Consider the following 20,577-nt stretch of genomic DNA (forward strand, 5'->3'; position numbering starts at 1 on the left):
ATTTTGTCTTATTTTGTCAGCAAGATGAAGAATGGGCATAGAACCAGTCCCCTGTCCCATTTACTTCCCCATTGTTAAAGGAGGATTATTTCAAGTAATCTAGTGCTTCCTCCAATATCGCTTCTCCGTTATATTTAACATAGTATTCTCCACTAACCATGGCAACAGGAACCTTATCTTCTACCTTTTCTTTAATCTGTTTGTACTGTGATGCAAGTGGAGGTGTTAATAAAACTAAATCTACCGAATCTGATTCTATCGTTTCATATAAATTGTCCAATGCTAACGCTCTTATATTTATATCTAACTTCTTTGATTTAGCACTTTTCAACATATCTCTTACAGTAAAAGCCGTAGAAATCCCCATGGTACAAACTACAACTAATTCTTTCATAATGACTATCACTCCTTTTAACGGTGGCTGGCACCACACGATTTTCATCTTATTTTGTCGACAGGTTAAGAATGAGACAAGGGACTGTCCACCCACAGAGGACAAATGTCCACAAGAGGGGTCAGACCCCTTACAACAGACCCCTTACAACATAATCGTGTTAAACGATTCTGGTTCTAGTTCAAACGTATGTGTTTGGTTTCCATCTGATAGATTAAGTGTTCGGGTATCTTTAAATGGGTTCGCAATTACAACTACTTTTTTACCATTCGGCTTTTGGAAGGCAAGTGCATTTCCAGTCCAAGGTCCAGTTAGCCCTAGTCGCTTTGATCCTGGTGAAACAAAATGAGAAAAATGCTTCATCACATAGTACTCAGGGTTATAGATTTTTTCCTTCGTCTCAGGATCTACCGTAATCATACTGTTTTGTTCCCATCCCCACGTGCTACGGCCATTTGGCTCTAACACCATATTCCAATAAATATAATTATTTACGCCGTTTGAAAAATAGTGTTGGTATAAATTAAACACATACTTCGCGTAATTCCATGTGTTTTTACCATTGCCGCACTCATTTTCTGTTTGCGAATAGCTTAATTCCGGGTAGCTTTGGCTTGTGCGCTGAATCGCATACTTGCCAGCCCATTGATAGCCGACTCCACTAATATACTTATAAGCTTCCGGGTCACTCAAGACAGTACCAGCAAACACATCGTAGTCTGATGTCGTATCACTCATCAACTCTTGCCAAGGTTCTGGAGCATTAATCGTTCCAAGCCAAATTTCCGTATCAAGGTTATGCTTTTCAAAAGCAGGTCCTAAATAATCACGGATAAATTCTTGTAATTGCTCTCCAGTCCATACGCACGAAGGGAATTTTTGATCTGCAACCACTTCATTTTGGACATGGACTTGGTGAATGGTAATCCCTTCTTCTTTATATGCTTGAACAAATTTAACAAAGTATAATGCATACGCCTCCAAAACTTCTTTTTCCCAACGCAACGTTCCATAATTGTAAGCTTTTGGCGTTTTCATCCAAGTCGGAGGACTCCAAGGCGAAGCAAACAGTTTTAAGTCAGGATTATGCTTTAGTGCTTCCTTTATATAAGGAATTAAATATTTTTTATCCCTTTCAATCGAAAAATGCTCCATTGAAAAGTCCCCATCTGTTTCATTCAGGCTATACCATTCCAATGCATAGTCACTTGCGCCCATAGGTAAACGACACATCGTAAATTTGTGGTCACCTTCTGGGTGGAAAAGATCGTAGTAAACCTGCTCTCTGTCCTCACCACTTAAGTATTTTAACGCCTCAAATCCCAACTCATTAAAACAGCCCCCAAAACTACCGACGGTTTGATATTCATTGTCAATGATCGTTAAGTTTGGTTTGTTACTTTCTTCTGCAATCGGTGACTTATTGTTCCAATACGATTGCTTTGATGTTGAGTACCATTGAATAGTATGGCTCATACTCCCACCCTCCCAAAAACTATCATACGTTCATACTACCTTATCTGGCATGAATTGAATGGTTTTATTTTAATCTATTTTGTACTATTTTAATGTTAGTTCGGATTTTTCTTATATTGGTTTGGTGTTAAACCAGCAAATTTTTTAAAGGTTTTTGTAAAGTAGCTTTGATCATGAAAATTTAATAGCGTTGAAATTTTTAATAAAGAATAATCCGTGAACCGCATTAATGTTTTTGCCTCTTCTACTTTCTCATTCAGAATGTAATTTTTTATATTGATTCCTACTTCTTTTTTAAAAATAGAAGATAAATAATTAGGATGAACCCCAGCAATATCAGCAAGTGTAGCTAAACTAATCTCCTCATATAAATGGTTAAAGATGTAGTTCAAACAACTATTTATCGGTTTTGAATAATTTAACTGCCTGTTTTTCTGTACACGTTCGGCGAAATCACCTAATACATATTCGATAAAATTTTCGACATCTTTACTATTTTTTAGTTCTTCTAAATTCTGAATATATAAATCACTAAGTGTGTAAGCAACTTCATGGTGAATGCCACCTTCCATGGCAGCTCGTGTTGCAAGTGTTATAACAGTTACACCAAGATTTTTCTTATTTCTTAGATGGCTTTTCTTTGAGAGTACCCCGACTTCGCCTGATTCTCCCGATGATCGCCAATGCTGAACAATTTCCTCTTTTTTACCTTCTACAATACATTGCAGCACTTTCTTTTCATACATAATGTCATGGTGTAGCCGTACATCCTGACGCCTCTCGGAAATACTAATATTCGGATCTTCTATTTCAACATAATTCTTATTGATTTTTCTATTTTTTTCAATTACTTCCGCGGGATCTAGCGGCTTTTGATAGATCATATAATACAAGTGCAGACTTATATAGATAATCTTCATTTTACTCTTTACTGGTAGTTCCTTATAATATGGAACGATTTCCTCTTTTTTATCTCTTGAGATATTTAGGTCCCTCATCAGCGCTTCCAGCATCTCTTCTGTTAAACGAGAATCAATAATCGGACCTACCAAAATCGAACCACTAAAACCAGCCCTATCTTTTAAAGCGATTGATATAAAATTTTCTAAATAACTCGTGATTCGGATAATCGGAAATTCGCCGCTATCATTTGGATTAAACAATTGATTCAGCAATTCTTCTTTGGATTGCAGCAAGGGATTTTCTACAAAATTAGAAGCAGCTTCAAATTGCAGCTTCCCATTTTTATCTAATAAAAAAACAGGAAGGTCATAAGATTGACTGATGATCTTACATATATAATTTAAATGTTCACTGTTCGGTAACATGCTACCATTCTCCTTTATACGCCTATATTAATATTCTACAAAAAATATAAGGATTACACCATAAAATCTATTCGATTTACGTTATACTAGAACAAAGAAAGCGCTACCCAATGATGATCAATTAGCGGAAATGCAGGAGGTTCCCTATGAAAATAACTAAATTAAGAACAAACCAAATGGAAAACCCACTAGGATTTGAATATGATCGATTAACTCTATCCTGGGTTACGAAAGTAGAAGAAACGGACAAATCATTATTTCAATCAGCAGCGCAAGTACAGATTGCAACAGATGCAGATTTAACTTATATCATTTTTGATAGTGGAAAACGAGACGATATCAATCGTTTAGCTTTTCAACCGGATATTCAACTGAAGCCGCGAACCCGTTATTACTGGCAAGTGACGATTTGGGGAGAGCATGACGAACAGGCTACTAGTTCGATTGCTTGGTTTGAAACTGGAAAAATAGACGAATCCTGGCAAGGAAAATGGATTACCCCTGACCTTGATAAGGAAGTCCACCCATTACTACGAAAAAATTTCACGTTACCTAGCGATGTTGTAACTGCCAGAGCTTATGTTTGCGGTCTAGGAATCTATCAACTTGAAATTAACGGATCAAGAATTAGTGATGAATACTTTGCTCCAGGCTTTAACGCCTATGATTTCTGGTTGCAATATCAAACCTATGATGTAACAGATTTATTAACGAATGGAGACAATGCGATTGGCATTATGTTAGGAAATGGCTGGTACAAAGGTCGATTCGGCTTTGATGGCGGCTATCATGAACTATATGGTGATACATTCGCAGCAATCGTTGAACTAGTCGTCACATTAGCTGATGGTACAACAAAAGTGATTGGCAGTGATCGAGACTGGAAAAGTGCTGCATCTCCAATTGCGTTTAGCGGCATTTATGATGGAGAAGTTTATGATGCAAATAAAGAAAGAACCAACTGGTCAACCGCAAATTTCGATGACAGTGATTGGACAGGTGTACACGAGACGACTGTTGATACTGAAGAATTTCAAGCACGCTTAAGCTTGCCGGTCAAAATTAAAGAAGAAAGAAAACCAATCGAAATCATTCACACACCAGCAGGAGAAACCGTACTTGATTTAGGTCAAAACATGACTGGATGGGTGCGCTTTAAAGCAAAAGCTGCAAAAGATGAAAAATTAAAACTTCAATATGGAGAAATCCTGCAAAATGGTAATTTCTATAACGAAAACTTACGGACAGCAAAAGCAGAATACACCTATATTTCCGATGGCAGTGAACGAGAAGTCCAGCCGCATTTCACCTTTTATGGGTTCCGTTATGTCAAACTAACTGGCTTTCCAGAAGACATTAGTATCGATGATTTTACCGGCTGTGTTATGTATAGTGATATTGAGGAAACAGGAAGAATTGAGACATCCAATCCACTCGTCAACCAGTTGTTTAAAAATGCGATGTGGGGGCAAAAAGGTAACTTCCTTGATGTGCCAACCGATTGCCCACAGCGAGATGAGCGTATGGGCTGGACAGGAGATGCTCAAATTTTTGCTTCAACTGCTTGTTATAACATGTACTCCCCTGCTTTTTATAACAAATATATGTATGATTTACGCGAAGAACAAAAACGAATTGGCGGATCCGTTCCATTTATCGTGCCAACCATCAAGCCCGAGAATGACCCTGGTTTTGTAACCGGAAATGGCTCTGCAGCATGGGGAGATGCGGCAACGATCATCCCATGGACACTGTATATGCATTACGGTGATAAGGCATTACTTGAAGAACAGTTCGATACAATGAAAGACTGGGTCGATTACATTAAAAGGTTAGATGATGAAACTGGTTCAAACCGATTGTGGAGAGTGAATTTCCACTTTGGTGACTGGTTAGCATTAGATGGCAAGGATCCTGCTGGACTTATGGGTGGGACAGATCCCTTCTATATTGCATCAGCCTACTATTGTTATTCAGCAACGCTTGTAGCGAAAGCAGCCAACGTCATAGGCAAAACTGCTATCGAAAAGGAATACAACCAGCTTGCTGAAGAGATTAAGGAAGCCATTTACAATGAATACTTTACAGCAAATGGAAGCAGCGCAATTCCAACACAAACGGCTATGGTTGTAGCATTGTACATGGACTTAATCCCAGAATCCAAACGTCCTAGATTAATAGAAGATCTAAAAGTAAAGCTGCTAGATGACGGTCTACACTTAAATACTGGTTTTGTAGGAACGCCTTATTTATGTCATGTATTATCCGAAAATGGTTTAAATGACTTTGCTTACACGTTATTATTAAATGAAGATTATCCAAGCTGGCTATTTGCTGTAAAACAAGGGGCGACTACGATTTGGGAAAGATGGAACTCTGTACTAGAAGACGGCAGCATCAGCGGCACTGGAATGAACTCGCTGAACCACTATGCGTACGGATCTATTGCAGAATGGATGTATCGTCATATGTGCGGGATTAATCCAGCCGAACAGTCACCAGGATTCCAAAAAATGACGCTCACACCAAAACCGAACGGTCAACTAAGCTATGCGAAAGCTTCGGTAGAATCGGCTTCTGGCTATATCGAAAGCGGCTGGGAATTAAAAGCCGATGGATCGCTAATCTTTAGCTTTGTCGTTCCATTTGATACAACTGCTGAGTTAGTCCTGCCACATGCTAACTTGGAAGAGGTACAGGTTAATGGAGAGGCCCTTTCCAGAACTAACCTGGATGCAGTACAAGCAAAAGAAAATGTAAAATGCGAGCTTGTACCTGGCACCTATGTTTTTGATTACACACCGAAAAAATCTTATCAGCTGTCTTATAGTTCGAAGAGCTCGATTAAAGATTTGCTAGGGAATAATCAAGCACGAGAAATTTTTTACAAAGAATTACCGGAGATTGCCCATAACGAAATAGCTAAAAAACAAAACCTGGAAACACCAATTCGAGATTTTCTAACGATGCCGATCATTTCTCAATTTGTGTCAGAAGACAAATTTGCTAAGCTGGATGAAAAATTAAAGAATATTAAATTATAATTGTATGGGCTGCCCATGTAGAAAACTTAAAATAACATACCAACATGAACAACGCTTGGATAGAAATAAATTCTTATCCAAGCGTTGTTTAATAATTTAACATTTGGTTGTTACACTAAAGCATCTGTTAATGAAAAAGTAGTGTCTATCCTAATGGAGTTTTCCTTTTAACCCGCTTCAACGTCGCTACGATAAGAAAGCTAACAATCACCAATAAAAGCCATGAACTCACCTTTCCTAGATGAACGAGACTCCATGCATCGGTTTGGCTTGGATATTCCCAAGCACTAAAGAACGTTGCAATATTTTCAGCTATCCATATAAAAAATCCGATAAGCACAAAAGAAAGTGCAAGTGGCATACGGTAACGCGTTTCATTCACCTCGTATGTGACCCATGATCGCCAAAAGACAATCATTACAAGTCCTGATAAGCCCCATCGAACATCAATCCAATAATGGTGTGTGAAAAAATTCAAATAAATCGCAGCCGCAAGGGGTACAACTACCAAAAACGGCGGCCACTTAACGAGTTCAACCTTAAGCCTCCTCCACGCCTGACAAAGATAACTCGCTACACTTGCATACATGAATCCGCTATACAAAGGCACTCCAAAGATTTTAGAATATCCTTCCTCTGGATAAGACCAGGAGCCCATATGTACCTTGAAAAGTTCAAGAGCAAGCCCAATAAGGTGGAATAATGTGATAACCTTTAGTTCATCCCGTGTTTCAAGCCCAGATCGCACCATCCACACCTGCATCAGAAGGCAGATGATGAGCAGCCAGTCATACCGAGGCAGGAAGGGAAGTGATATAATTTGTGTGAAAGCCAAAGAGGCAAAAATAACGACAGGAAATAAACATGATAAGGCCTGCTCCCAACCAAAACGTACGAACTGTTTTAATACTCTCCTGTAATTTATACTTTTTTTCTGAGAATCATTTTGAATAGTTAAATTCATAAGTATCCCCTTTTATGAATTTGATTCATGGATTACTTTCTTTCCCTTTCTCAAATATCCCGCTTAACTAATCTTGATCTTGGATATCTTCATCACTTCGGTATTCTAAAATATCTCCAGGTTGACAGTCTAAAGCCTTGCAAATCGCCTCTAACGTTGAAAACCTAATTGCTTTTGCCTTTCCATTTTTTAATATAGAAAGGTTAGCCATTGTTATTCCAACCCTTTCCGAAAGTTCTGTTACGCTCATTTTCCTTTTTGCCAGCATCACATCTATATTAATGATAATTGCCATGTTATTCACCTCAGACCGTTAAATCATTTTCTGATTTTATATTAATGGCTTCTTTTAAAAGTCTTTGGAGTACAGCAGCAAATACTGCGATAACCATTGAAGCAAAAATAATGACCATACCGATTAATATGATACCTGGGGCATCGTCTCTCTCCGCAATGAGATAAAAGAGTGGCATGCCTACCACATACATGATACTGATTGCAATTGCACAGAGTTTTATTTTCTTTAAAGCTCTGACAGATAATTCCGAGAAAGCAATGTTTTTATCAATGTAACTTAATAGTTTAAAAGCTTGATACAAAGCAAAGTAAAAAGGAATGGCCGTTGCATACAAATCGATGGAAACGAGATATTTCATAGAAGCAATTTCTGGATATAATTCTGCTCCAAAATCCGCTATCTTAGGCACTAAAAATATGCACAAAGCAAGAACTGGCATTCCAATAAAAATAACAGCTATCTTTAAAAAAAGTGTTGATCCTCGTTTCATAACGCACCTCACTTTATTTGTTATCCATTTGAATTTAACACATATTTTATCGATTAACAATAAATTTTTATTTAATATAGTAAAAATATTATTGTATTAAACAAAATAAAGAGCATTCCTCATTACAGAGAAATGCTCTACATTCTTAATTAGCTGTTTCTTTCTTGCAAGTCTTTCACAATTTGTGGGTACATTTTATCTAATTTATAAAAAGGTAAAATTAGTAACATGATCGCGCTTATGATAATTGGCACCCATGTAAACATGAATTGGATTGCAAATATTGCTGATTCTGGTTGCGTAGCATTGCCATCACTGATAAATCCACCTGCTGCTAAAATCCACCCAATTAATGCAGAACCAAGACCGCCACCAACTTTTGTACCAAAACTACCACCACTATATACTAAACCTTCTGTACGAAGACCTGTTTTCCACTCGCCGTACTCGATTGTATCTGCTAACATTGCGAAGATTGTACCGACTAATGGAGCAAAACCGATACCTCGTAAAGCGGTTGCAACATAGATAAGGATTAAGTTCTCTGGATTAACTAGCATTAATAGACTTCCAAGAATGATGAGGATTAATCCACCCATCATTGTATTTCTTTTTCCAAACTTTTTTAAGATGGGAGATAGGACAAACATTGCCGCAACTGCTGGGATTAATAAAACCATTGTTAACAGACCTACAAGTCCTGGATCACCTAACAAATATTGTGCATAATAAATCGTTACACCTGTGATGACACCAAAGAATACAAATACTGTCACCATAATAATTACCATGATCACCCAATATTTATTTTTAAATAATGCTTTTATACCTTCTTTCATCGGAATATTAGTACTTGCACTTTCTAATTGAGCTGGACGAACTCTTTCTTTTGTTGTAAAGAATGTGATTAAGAATAAACCGACACCGACAGCTGAGAAAATAGCGAATGCGATCACCCAACCGCTTTGACCTCCACCGAATACGTTTACAATTGGCATCGTAACATTTGTAATAATAATTGCTGTTGCCAGAGCCATACTCATTCTAAATAAGTTTAGGATAGAACGTTGATGCTGATCTTGCGTTATCATTGAATTCAGTGTGCCATACGGAACATTAATGGCAGTATAAACTAGGAATAATAAATTATACGTAATTGCAATATAGACGAGCTTCCCTGTTTCACTCCAACCTTGTGGTACGGCAAAGGTTAATATGGTGATAATTGCCATTGGAATAGCCATCCATAAGATCCATGGTCTAGCTTTCCCGTGTTTCGATTTTGTCTTATCGATTAGAACACCCATTCCTAAGTCAGTTGCACCGTCAAAAATTCTTGACAGTAACATAATGGTACCAATCGCGGCAGCTGATGCACCGACAACATTTGTGTAGAAAAATGTTAGAAAGGACGTTGCAGCTGTTACGATGATGTTACTAGCCATATCACCGAAACCATAACCTAATTTTTCCGTAAAACCAATCTTCCCATTGTTTCCTTGATTGTTAAAGGAATCTACTTGTTGTGCTGGCTTTGCCATGGTTAACACTCCCTTTTCCTTGCTGTTTATAAACGCTTTCAAATTTACTACTGATTAGCGCTTTCTTTTTTCATATAAAACAGATAAAAGTATTATTAACGTTTGTGGAGTTCGAAAACGTTTACTATTACCTATGGTGCTAGTTTACTTATTCTAGCTTTCTATTTTTGGTACTTTTTTAATAATACTAGTAATTTTATAATCATTCTTTTATTTTTTAAAAATTATGACAAATTTCGCATTTTACAGAATCCTTTTCTTACAATAACTGTGTTTATAGGGAGGATTATTTGCGTTTTAATTCCTCCCTATAAACACTCGTAAAGATTAATTTAATCTATTGAACTACTTGTTCCTTACTAGCTTGATTTAACTTATCGATCATCTCTGTAAGCATTTCTTCTGTAAAGTGACCTTGACTGAAGTTTGCTAATGCACGTAACGGCATGTACTTCATCATTGCTTCCATCATCTCTGCCATATCTTCATTATTGTCCGCTACATCCATGAGCGGATTGTTTTTATTTGCTTCTTTTAATAGCTCGGTTGCTAATGGTGCAAGTGTTGGATTTGCCATCAAGTCACCTACTAGCGTGTTTCGATGCACTGTTACACGCACTGGAACCGTAGATTCTACAAAAACTGTGTCTGTTAGCACAATATCTCTCGATGATTTTCCGACTAAAATCTCAAATTCACCTGTTTCGACATGCCAATCTTGTAAATCAACATTGTAATAAGCAAAAGCACGCTTATCTAATGTGAATATTAGCGATTTTTCTTCACCAGGCTCTAATTCTACTTTTTCAAACCCTTTTAATTCTTTTGCAGGTCGAACAACATTACTTTCTACATCTCTTACATATAATTGCACCGTCTCTTTTCCTTTTATTTCCCCAGTATTTTTAACAGAAACCGTCACATCTACTGTATCGGTATCTTTGATTTGCTTTTCACTAATCTGTAAGTTGCTGTACGTAAAATTCGTGTAGCTTAACCCATATCCAAATGGAAATAATGGTTCAATTTCCTTTGTATCATAATATCTATATCCGACAAAGATGCCTTCTTTGTATTCTACCGTGTCTCCTTCGCCTGGGAAGTTAAGGAAGGACGGGTTATCGCTTATTTTTATCGGGAATGTTTCCGCAAGCTTTCCGCTCGGGTTGACATTTCCATATAAAATATCGGCAACAGCTCCACCAACTGCTTGTCCACCTAAATATCCTTCAAGTAAACCTTTAACCTTATCAAGCCAAGGCATTTCAATTGGAGCACCATTACTTAGGACAACCACTACGTTCGGTTGTACTTCAGCCACTGCTTCGATTAAGATTCGGTGATTTTCTGGAATATTCAAATGCACACGGTCATAACCCTCTGACTCATAACGATCTGGTAAGCCAACAAATAGTACAGCTGAATCGGATTGTGTAGCTGCTTGCTTCGCTTCCTCTATTAGCTGTTCATCCATTTGATCATCGTGCAAGTGATATCCTTCAGCATAGTTCACCTGGGCATCGTTGCCTACTAGACTTGTAATCTCTTCAAATACATTGTCGATTTTTGTAGGGTTAATATGGGAACTGCCGCCGCCTTGATATCTAGGCTTTTTAGCAAATGCTCCAATAACCGCCACTTTTTTATCTTTTGCCAAAGGTAGTACGTGGTCCTCGTTCTTTAAAAGAACCATGCCCTCACTAGCAGCTTTTCTTGCTAATTGATGGTGTTCTTTTTTATCATACGTTGCATTTTCTTTTTTATTGTCTACAGCCATAAAAATGATTTTTAGAATTCGTTCCACTGCTAAATCAAGTTTTTCTTCGACTAGCTTGCCGCTCTTCACAGCTTCCATGACTTTGTTCTCTCCTAAGCCATTACTTGCTGGCATTTCTAAGTCTAATCCAGTTTCTAAACCGTTATCTCTTTCATTGACAGCTCCCCAGTCAGAAACGACAAAACCGTCAAATCCCCATTCATCACGAAGAATATCCGTTAATAGATTTTTATTTTCTGATGCAAATTCGCCATTTATTTTGTTATACGCACACATCACTGTCCATGGTTGTGCTTTTTTAACCGTATTTTCAAAGCTTGCTAAATAGATTTCCCGTAGTGTCCTTTCATCGATCACTGCATTCGTTGACATACGACGATGCTCTTGATTATTCGCAGCAAAGTGTTTTAACGAAGTTCCTACCCCTTGGCTTTGTACACCAAGGATGTGGTTTGCTGCCATTTCTGATGATAGGAATGGATCCTCTGAAAAATACTCAAAGTTACGACCACAAAGTGGAGAACGTTTAATGTTAGCTCCTGGTCCGAGGATAACTGCTACATCTTCTGCTTGAGATTCTTCCCCTAAAGCTACACCAACTTCTTTCATTAATTCTTTATTCCATGAGCTAGCTAATGTAACAGCAGAAGGAAAACAGGTCGCTGGTACACTATTCGCTAAACCTAAATGATCCGCATCCTCTGCTTGTTTACGCAACCCATGCGGTCCGTCCGTAACCATAACAGAAGGAACTCCTAGCCTCTCTACACCTTTTAAATGCCAAAAGTCTAATCCAGAGCACATCCCTGCTTTTTCTTCTAATGTCATTTGTGAAATAATTGATTTTATATCTCTACTCATTGTCCTGCCTCCTAAAAAAGAAATCGGTAAACGCTTTCTATGTAGAGTATTATAAAGCTTACATGCAAATAAAAATTGTATTTTTTTAATTATTTTATCGTTTTATTAATACCCGTTTCATTAGTGTAGTCATTAAAAATTACAAATTACTATTAACATAGAATTACTAGCCAATAAAAAAGAGGCCTTCAAAATTGTAACAATCAATAATGAGAAGCCTCTTAATTGTTTAAGTTATTAGTAAAACGGTAGCACTTAAATATTTGCTTTTTCAATTATTAGACTCATAGATACACTTTCACTTGCTATCTAACTGTCAAAATCACTCGTTGGTAATGTTTTAGTTCATGCATACCATCATCTTTCACTTCCGCTATTATATGAATTGTGTCTCCTGACTTTGCGTCTTCTGGAATTGTTAAGGTTACAGTATCCGTATCACTACCTGAAAGAGTAATACTATCAGTTACTTCCCCGCTATTTAATTCTCGATGAAGCCCAAATTGCATATCACCTTGAAGAACTTGTTCTACTTTTAATGGCGAGACCTTTGAATCTTCATACGTATCCGCCTCAAAATACCTCCACCAACTGTATGTTAAATGATCCCCATCTGGATCTGTGCCGATTGCATGGAGAGTAACTTCTTCACCTTGCTCAACCTCTAAATCTAGCCCTTCTTTAACTGTAAGAGTAGGATTATGGTTTGCATCCTCATAATTGGAGGCTACTACCCAGTCTGCGCGTGCAGCAAAGTCACTCTGAATATCATCAAACCATCTCATTAAGCTATACTCAGCTTCGTATCGATTTGTGTATACATCGTAATCTAAAACGGTGTTTTTATATAGCCTCTCATTCACAACACCAAAACGTCCACCCCATCCACCATAAGATGGATCTTCTATACTTCTTAACCCATTATTAATTAGGTAGAAGAATGATGGTGAATCACCCTCCGATATAAAATCATAGCGGTTGTATTGAGGGTTATTTGTTAAATATTCATCACTACCACGTTGCTCTTCTGGAAGTTCTCCTTCGATGATATTGCCATCCCCCATGAGAGCATATAATTCTAGTAGTTTTCCATGACCTTTCTTAATATGTTCATAATTCCAATCTCCTTGTAACTTACTATTCACTTCGTCTGCATGAAACTTCCATGCATAAGCGAAATGCCAAAAATTTGATTGATCATTTATAATTCTAATGTCCGACCAATTTTCCGCAATGTAGGAGCTATAACTTTCATCCTGATCCAAAATAATATATATCACTAATTTATCACTTACCCTTTTCTTGATAGACTCCCAATCACTCGTATTCTCGTACTCTTCTTGTATTGACTTTAGTGCTCTAGCTGTTGTATTTGTCCCTCCCCATGTTTGCACATATAAATCTCTGTCATCATTATCCAAAAATAATTCTTTTAGAAATTCTGAGCCCTCAGTTACTTTTTCCATTTCACCCGCATTAGAAATATTTCCAATCTTAGTCACTTTTCTTATATAGTCTGGCTCAGGATAACCAACTGCATGTTTTATTAAATTAGGGTAAGCTTCCTCATAAGCATCAATTATGTCAAATAACCATTGAGTTCCTGTCCATCTAAACGGTTCAATGCCCCGTTTTTCATCACCAGCATAGTGGTACATAGAGCTAGTAAGCACGATCCCTTCCAAATTCACTTCATTTGAATACAGAAGAAAACGGATAACAGAGTTCATATCGTCTACTTCTCCGTCTGTTGTCACAACTGTACGAGGTCTCGATTCAAGTTTTAATTTAAGCTCCTCATCTTTAAATACCATTTCAAAATCACCAACCCTTATTCATCTAAAATCAATTTTTAGGACCTCTTAGTAAAAATATAGAGCTCTCCTAGTCCAGGAATATGTTCCGGTCAACTAGAAAAGCTCCAAACTTTTATAAGACAGATGAGTACTTCTTTCCACCATTGTTTAAATCATTCTTATCTCTCTTATACCGATGGAAAGGTTCAGTAACACCAATTTTGTTCATAAATTTTCTATGGTTGATACTTTATAATTTATATATGACTTATTTACTCACCATAAAGTCATCTTCTACTAAGACACTTTCCACAGCCGCTTTCCATTCCTGATAATATCTTACTCTATATTCATCAGCCATTTCAGCTAGATAAACTTTATTACTCTGATTTAAATCTATAATCTCATCTATTGAATTCCAAATACCTACCCCTAAACCACCAAGGTATACGGACCCCATGCTTGACAGCTCAGCTGTATTGGAGGCTATTACACTAATCCCTAACATATCAGCTATATATTGTACTAAGAATTGATTGCTCGTTGCACCACCATCAACCTTTAGTGATTTTATTTTTATTCCCGCTTCTTTTTCGATTAAATGAATGATATCTTTCACTTGATAGGCAATACTTTCTAACCCAGCTCGAATAATATGTGCTTTGCCAGTAGCTCGACTCATCCCTATGATTGCAGCACGTGTATTCGGGCTCCAATATGGTGCACCCAAACCAACAAATGCAGGAACTAAATAGACTCCTTGATTACTAGAAAGATCTTTTACTAAATGTTCAGCTTCTTCAAAATCATTAAATAACTCAAGGTCCTTATACATCCAATTAATGACATCGCCTGTTGCCCGAATAATTCCCTCTAGTGCATAATTAACTTTTCCTTCATATCCCCATGCTACTGAAGTAACTAATCCATTCTTCGTTTCTACCAAGTCATCTGTATGAACTAATAAGGATGTTCCTGTTCCAAAGGTCGCTTTAGCCATCCCTTTTTCAAAACAACGTTGGCCAAACAAGGCACCTTGGGAATCACCAATTACACCTGATATCGGTACTTGGAGTAATGCTAGATCCGTCGTTTCGCCATACATCGAATCACAGTTTTTCACAACTGGCAACATAGAACGCGGAATATCAAAAATCTCAAGCAATTCATCATCCCATTGTAAGGTGTGTATGTTAAATAGTAGCGTTCTACTCGCATTCGTTACGTCTGTTGCATGAACATTTCCTTCTGTTAATTTCCATATTAACCAGCTATCGATTGTGCCTAATAGTAACTTACCTTTTGCAGCTTTTTCCTTTGCACCTTCTACATGATCAAGTATCCATTTTACCTTAGAGGCTGAGAAATAAGGATCAATCGTTAAACCAGTTTTTGATTTAACCGTACGTTCATAACCTTGATCTTTTAATTGTTGGCAAATAGTTGTCGTTCGTCTACATTGCCAAACAACCGCATTGTAAATTGGCTCACCCGTATCTTTATCCCATACAACAACCGTTTCTCTTTGGTTTGTAATGGACAAGACCTTGATTTCTCCAGCTTTGATTGGTGCTGTATCAATCACTTCGTTGAGAAGTTTTTTTACATTTTCATAGATTTCTAATGGATCATGCTCTACCCAATCATCATGTGGATAGTACTGTTTATGTTGTTTTGATTCCTTAAAAATAATTTGTCCTTCTGAATTAACAACTAGTGCCTTTGTTCCAGAAGTACTTTGGTCTAATCCAAGGATATAGTCTGTTTTCATGATAAGACACCTCGTTTAATTACCAATCATTTGTTTTGCTATCCTGGAAACATTCGCAGCACTTATTCCATAATGATTAAATACTTCCGGTGTTTTGCCAGTAATAGCTGGTTCATCTGGAATACCAATAATTTTCATTGGTACGGGCTGATTCTGTGAAACTACTTCTGATACAGCAGCCCCTAACCCTCCATAAATACTATGTTCTTCCATCGTAATAATCCTACCCGTTTCTTTAGCCGCTTTAATAATTGCAGCTTCATCTAACGGTTTAATGGTATGCATATTAAGCACTCGACAGCTAACACCATCATTTTGCAGTGCTTCTGCTGTATCTAAAGCTACACGTACTGTTTCACCAGTTGCTATGATGGTAATGTCATTTCCTTCTTTCATTGTTACTGCTTTGCCGATTTCGAAATGATAGTCATCATTTAAGTAGCTATCTTCAACTGGATTTCTGCCAATTCTTAGATAAACAGGTGTGTCATAATCTATCAGCGCTTCAATCATTTTTTTCGTTTCATGACGGTCGGCTGGCATCATGACATGCAAACCAGGAATTGCTCGGGTTACAGCTAAATCTTGTACGGAATGGTGTGACATACCTAGCGCCCCATAACTTACTCCACCACTAATACCAATTAATTTCACATTGGTTCTCGAGTAAGCAACATCAACTTTAATTTGCTCAATACTTCTCATACTTAAAAAGCAAGCCGGTGAAGCTACAAATGGCTTTTTTCCTGAAGCAGCCAACCCAGCTGCTATTCCAACCAAATTTTGCTCAGCAATTCCTACTTCTACTAACTGATCCGGTAACTCTTCTGCGAATGGAACCATGGATGCAGATCCCCTAGAGTCACTCGTTAAAACAAGAATATCTTTATTTACGTTTGCTAACCCTAATAACGTATCACTAACTACTTTGCGGTTTGCTATTTTATTTCCACTGTTTGCTTTAAGCGCTACATTATTCATTGTAATACCTCCAATTGCTTTGTTAGCTCACCCATCGCCTGTTCATACTCTTCCTGGCTAGGAACTTTGTGATGCCAACCAGCTACATTTTCCGCTAATGAAACGCCTTTACCTTTCACTGTGTTTGCAAGTACCAGTGTTGGCTTTCCAGATGCATATGGTGCTTTTTTGAAAGTATTAACTAATTCAACTACATCGTTACCATCAACTTCCACTACTTCCCAACCAAAACTTCTCCACTTTTCATCTAACGGCTCATTACTCATAACATCTGATGTGCTACCAGTAATTTGCAGACGATTTCGATCAATAATACCTATTAAATTATCCAGTTTATATTGTGAAGCAGACATTGCCGCTTCCCAAACAGATCCTTCCGCTTGTTCTCCATCGCCCATCAATGTGTAAACACGGTAAGCTTTGTTGTCCATTTTAGCTGCTAAGGCCATACCTACTGAAATCGATAATCCATGTCCTAGCGCACCTGTATTCATTTCTACACCTGGCACTTTATTGTTTGGATGTCCGATTAATCTAGAATTAAATTGTGAGAATGTGCTTAGTTCATCCTTTGGAAAGAAACCTTTATCCGCCAAGACTGCCCAATAGGACTCGACAGCATGGCCCTTACTTTGAACATAACGATCTCGATCTTCCCAATTCGGATTTTTAGGATCGACATTCATAACCCCATAATATAAAGCTGTTAAAATATCTGTATTTGATAATGATGAACCTGTATGGCCAGTACCTGCTTCATAAATCATCTTGATTAAATCTTTTCGAATTTGAGCTGCTTTTCGCTTCAAAAATAAATCATCTACCATATTTACACCCTCCTTAAGTATTGTTCCATATGCAAAAGTGAGCCTTTATCTTTATTTATTTATGTCACTTCCACGTAACCAGGATTTAATTTCTTGTTCTGTAGGATCAACTGGGTCTGGTTTCAATCCTGGAATGTACTGACAAGCCTCATATATAACCGGAATAACATTAGCGTGAATACCTGTTGAGTGGTGAATATAAGGCCCTTTTACTAGTGTTTCTTCCCACAATGGCCAATCGTTCACTTCTACCCACACATACGAACCTCTTGAGTACGGCCCTTCAATCCCTTTCGCTTTTCCTAAGAAGATCGAGTATTCCCCGTGATCTCCATCAAATCGTGCAATTGTCATATCTCCACCTTTGATTTTTCCTTCATGTGTTCCAGGTGAATGGTCTTCAAACAAGAAATGTCTTTTCAACTTCGGTTTTTCTTCTTCACTCAGTGATACCGGAAAGTTTCCACAATGGAATAGTAATTCTCCATTTGGATTTTCAGGGTGTCTAACCGTGATATCAGCAAAAAATGTTGGTGACGTATTTAAAGTTGCTGCCTGAACCATAATCGATGTAATCGCACCATGAATATCCGTTTCGCAAGTAACTGGAATTTGCTCATCCGTTAAGATTGCGTTTGCTAAGCATGGCATGATTCCAATAATGTCTTGTAATGTTGACCAACATTGAATCGCAATTGCCGAGCTGCTAGTTTCATCGGCCATTTGCTTCATTGCAACCTTTAATGAAGCGATTCGACGAACATGTTCATCGCCAACCTCACTCCAGTCAAGCGTATCTTTTATATATTTAATTGCTTCATCTAGTTCTGGACTATCTGTTTTTTCCACCCTTAGCGTTCTTTGCTTTACGTCATCTAACGTTACCGGATGAATTTGAATTCCAAACTTTTCGAGCAATTCACCTTCATTACAAATAACTGACCAAAAATCAGAAGGACGAGTGGAAATTTGTAATATTCTTAATTCCTTGAATCGCTTAACAACGTTAGCTGCACCAATGAAATTCTTAAATCCTCTTTCAAACACGTGTGAATCAACTGCACTGTTTGTGATATATGTAAATGGAACATTAAACCTTCGAAGCACTTTCCCAGTTGCAAACATTCCACATTGCGTATCACGTAGTCGCATTCCATTTTCTAATGGCGCTTCGTCTCTTGGTCCCCAGAGCAAGACTGGCTTATCTATAGCTTGTGCAACACGAGCAACAATATCTTCCGTTCCAAAATTACAGTGCGGGAAAAACAAAGCATCTACACCTGCATCTCTAAAGCGTTTAATGACCTGTGGTTCCTCTGCCCGATTGTAAAGTAACCCTTCGTCGTTAATCCCTTCTAAATCAACAATCTCAATATCTAATCCAAAACTTTCAATTTGGTCTCGAATTAAACCTTTATACTTGTACGCATCTTCCTTACTAAATACAAAACGTCTTGTAGGCGCAAATCCTAATTTAATTTTGTCCATTCCCCTTACCTCCAGTTTTATAATTCTACGAATTTACTTGTCTATTAATTTAGTTACGTGAACACACTAAATTAAGCGCATACATAAATACTAAACTAAAACAATCATTTCTAACTCTTACCAAGTGTTTAGTTGATTAGTTTATTGCTTTGATTGTATAATAGCAATTCACATCTAAACAGTCAATGATTTTTAATGAATTTTTTTAGTTAATAACAGGTAAAAAAATAAAGTATTTTAGTTGATGTGACTCTGACCCTTACAAAAACAACCTATAAATTACATTTTTACTTTAAGATTCATTAATATTTGATAGCTAAACATAACTAAAACTTTTTACTTTATGATATAATAACAGTATGAGTGTTTATAAACAGCATATTTTATATAAATAGGGTAGGTGTAAAATTTTATGAAGATAGATGACATTGCGAAAATAGCTAATGTTTCAAAATCTGCTGTATCATTAGCTTTAAATGGAAAAAATGGAGTTAGCGAGCAAACACGAGAGAAAATTTTAAAGATCGCTCAAGAACATGGCTATATTCCTCGTCCAATAATAAAAGCCAGTCAATATTCACAATCAAAACCAAAAATTCTCAGGTTAGTAGCTTGTACAAATGCCGGTATTGTTACTGAGCAGTATGAATCTCTACCTTTCTTTAATGAGCTATTTAATAGTATAGATAAACACACTGGATCAAGTGGATACTCTTTAATGGTGTCTTCAATAAATATTGAAAACTTGCGAGATGAAATAACAAGATTAGAAAGTGAACAAAAATCTGCTGGTATTTTATTATTAGGTACAAATCTAACTAAGGAACAAATAAAGACTATATCTAACGTTCAGCCTAATTTAGTTGTTTTAGATACATGTTATGAAACACTTGATACGAATTTTGTAGTTATGAATAATCTATTCGGTGCTTATCAGGCTGGAGAATATTTAATAAAATTAGGTCACAAAGATATAGGGTATGTTGAATCGAATACAAGAATGTATAACTTTGACATGAGAAAACAAGGATTTCTCCAGATACTATCTGAACATAATTTATCAGTAGCTAACAACGATTTTTTTAAACTATCTCCAACCGATATTTCATCACAGGATAAATTCAAACAGGAAATTCAAAGGCGCAAAAAAACTTTACCAACTGCACTATTTTGTGAATGTGATTATATGGCAATCAGCGTAATTAAAACCTTAACTGAACTAAATATAAACGTACCAGATGATATTTCTGTCATTGGTTTTGATAATATATTTGAATCTAAAGTAATTACACCAGAGCTGACTACCATTAATGTAAAAAAGGATAAAATCGCATCCCTAGCTGTTGAAAAGCTAATAAAATTTATTAATGAAGATGAAAATGATAAAAGTAAATTAATAGTGGATACAGAATTGGTTGAACGTGGTTCTTGTAAGGTACACAGTGTGACCCAAAAGGTTGCCAATAACTAAAAATAAGTTTTGGATCAATTGTAGCTAAATTACTGTTGGTCCTTTTTAATATTTTTAGTTACCATAAAAT

At 36.9% G+C, this 20,577-nt stretch carries 15 protein-coding genes; 2 read left to right on the top strand and 13 right to left on the bottom strand.

Annotated features, from left to right (window positions below; genetic code table 11):
- Positions 1 to 85 precede the first annotated feature (85 nt).
- From JOC48_RS05100 to JOC48_RS05110, 3 genes are all read right to left on the bottom strand, one after another.
- A complete protein-coding gene (locus tag JOC48_RS05100; RefSeq protein WP_204497995.1) occupies positions 86 to 394 on the bottom strand; it encodes a PTS sugar transporter subunit IIB in 309 nt (102 codons plus the stop codon).
- Positions 395 to 538: 144 nt separating this feature from the next.
- Positions 539 to 1,870, bottom strand: coding sequence for a glycoside hydrolase family 30 protein (locus tag JOC48_RS05105; protein ID WP_204497996.1), 1,332 nt, complete (start codon positions 1,868 to 1,870; stop codon positions 539 to 541).
- Between the two features lie 95 nt (positions 1,871 to 1,965).
- On the bottom strand, positions 1,966 to 3,198 hold the full coding sequence (locus JOC48_RS05110; protein ID WP_204497997.1) for a helix-turn-helix domain-containing protein: 1,233 nt from the start codon (positions 3,196 to 3,198) through the stop codon (positions 1,966 to 1,968).
- A gap of 146 nt (positions 3,199 to 3,344) precedes the next feature.
- On the opposite strand from JOC48_RS05110, the gene JOC48_RS05115 reads away from it, so the two are divergent.
- Entirely contained in the window at positions 3,345 to 6,242 is a 2,898-nt protein-coding gene (locus JOC48_RS05115; protein ID WP_204497998.1) for an alpha-L-rhamnosidase, read from the top strand.
- Positions 6,243 to 6,387: 145 nt separating this feature from the next.
- On the opposite strand, the gene JOC48_RS05120 is transcribed toward JOC48_RS05115, so the two are convergent.
- The 10 genes from JOC48_RS05120 to JOC48_RS05165 all read right to left on the bottom strand — a co-directional run bounded on the left by JOC48_RS05120 (position 6,388) and on the right by JOC48_RS05165 (position 19,036).
- Entirely contained in the window at positions 6,388 to 7,206 is an 819-nt protein-coding gene (locus JOC48_RS05120) for a DUF817 domain-containing protein (protein WP_204497999.1), read from the bottom strand.
- 67 nt (positions 7,207 to 7,273) lie between these two features.
- Entirely contained in the window at positions 7,274 to 7,501 is a 228-nt protein-coding gene (locus tag JOC48_RS05125) for a helix-turn-helix domain-containing protein (protein WP_204498000.1), read from the bottom strand.
- A 10-nt stretch (positions 7,502 to 7,511) separates the two neighbouring features.
- On the bottom strand, positions 7,512 to 7,994 hold the full coding sequence (locus tag JOC48_RS05130) for a DUF2975 domain-containing protein (protein WP_204498001.1): 483 nt from the start codon (positions 7,992 to 7,994) through the stop codon (positions 7,512 to 7,514).
- A 149-nt stretch (positions 7,995 to 8,143) separates the two neighbouring features.
- Positions 8,144 to 9,535 carry an MFS transporter gene (locus tag JOC48_RS05135; RefSeq protein ID WP_204498002.1) on the bottom strand — a complete coding sequence of 464 codons (1,392 nt, stop codon included), beginning with the start codon at positions 9,533 to 9,535 and terminating at the stop codon, positions 8,144 to 8,146.
- A gap of 337 nt (positions 9,536 to 9,872) precedes the next feature.
- Positions 9,873 to 12,173, bottom strand: coding sequence for a glycoside hydrolase family 3 C-terminal domain-containing protein (locus tag JOC48_RS05140; RefSeq protein ID WP_204498003.1), 2,301 nt, complete (start codon positions 12,171 to 12,173; stop codon positions 9,873 to 9,875).
- Positions 12,174 to 12,478: 305 nt separating this feature from the next.
- The gene (locus JOC48_RS05145; protein WP_204498004.1) at positions 12,479 to 13,987 is read right to left on the bottom strand and encodes a DUF1593 domain-containing protein; all 1,509 of its coding nucleotides are present in this window, start codon (positions 13,985 to 13,987) and stop codon (positions 12,479 to 12,481) included.
- A gap of 250 nt (positions 13,988 to 14,237) precedes the next feature.
- Positions 14,238 to 15,740, bottom strand: a complete 1,503-nt coding sequence (glpK, locus tag JOC48_RS05150; protein ID WP_204498005.1) for a glycerol kinase GlpK — start codon at positions 15,738 to 15,740, stop codon at positions 14,238 to 14,240.
- A gap of 15 nt (positions 15,741 to 15,755) precedes the next feature.
- Positions 15,756 to 16,721, bottom strand: coding sequence for a transketolase family protein (locus tag JOC48_RS05155; RefSeq protein ID WP_204498006.1), 966 nt, complete (start codon positions 16,719 to 16,721; stop codon positions 15,756 to 15,758).
- Entirely contained in the window at positions 16,718 to 17,548 is an 831-nt protein-coding gene (locus tag JOC48_RS05160; RefSeq protein WP_204498007.1) for a transketolase, read from the bottom strand. The genes JOC48_RS05155 and JOC48_RS05160 overlap by 4 nt, the downstream gene beginning before the upstream one ends.
- Before the next feature lie 51 nt (positions 17,549 to 17,599).
- Positions 17,600 to 19,036: an L-fucose/L-arabinose isomerase family protein gene (locus JOC48_RS05165; protein ID WP_204498008.1), complete on the bottom strand. Its 1,437-nt coding sequence runs from the start codon at positions 19,034 to 19,036 to the stop codon at positions 17,600 to 17,602.
- A gap of 412 nt (positions 19,037 to 19,448) precedes the next feature.
- On the opposite strand from JOC48_RS05165, the gene JOC48_RS05170 reads away from it, so the two are divergent.
- Positions 19,449 to 20,507 carry a LacI family DNA-binding transcriptional regulator gene (locus tag JOC48_RS05170; RefSeq protein ID WP_204498009.1) on the top strand — a complete coding sequence of 353 codons (1,059 nt, stop codon included), beginning with the start codon at positions 19,449 to 19,451 and terminating at the stop codon, positions 20,505 to 20,507.
- The last annotated feature ends 70 nt before the right edge of the window (positions 20,508 to 20,577 follow it).

Origin of the sequence: Aquibacillus albus (assembly GCF_016908325.1) — a bacterium.
GTDB lineage: Bacteria > Bacillota > Bacilli > Bacillales > Amphibacillaceae > Aquibacillus_A > Aquibacillus_A albus.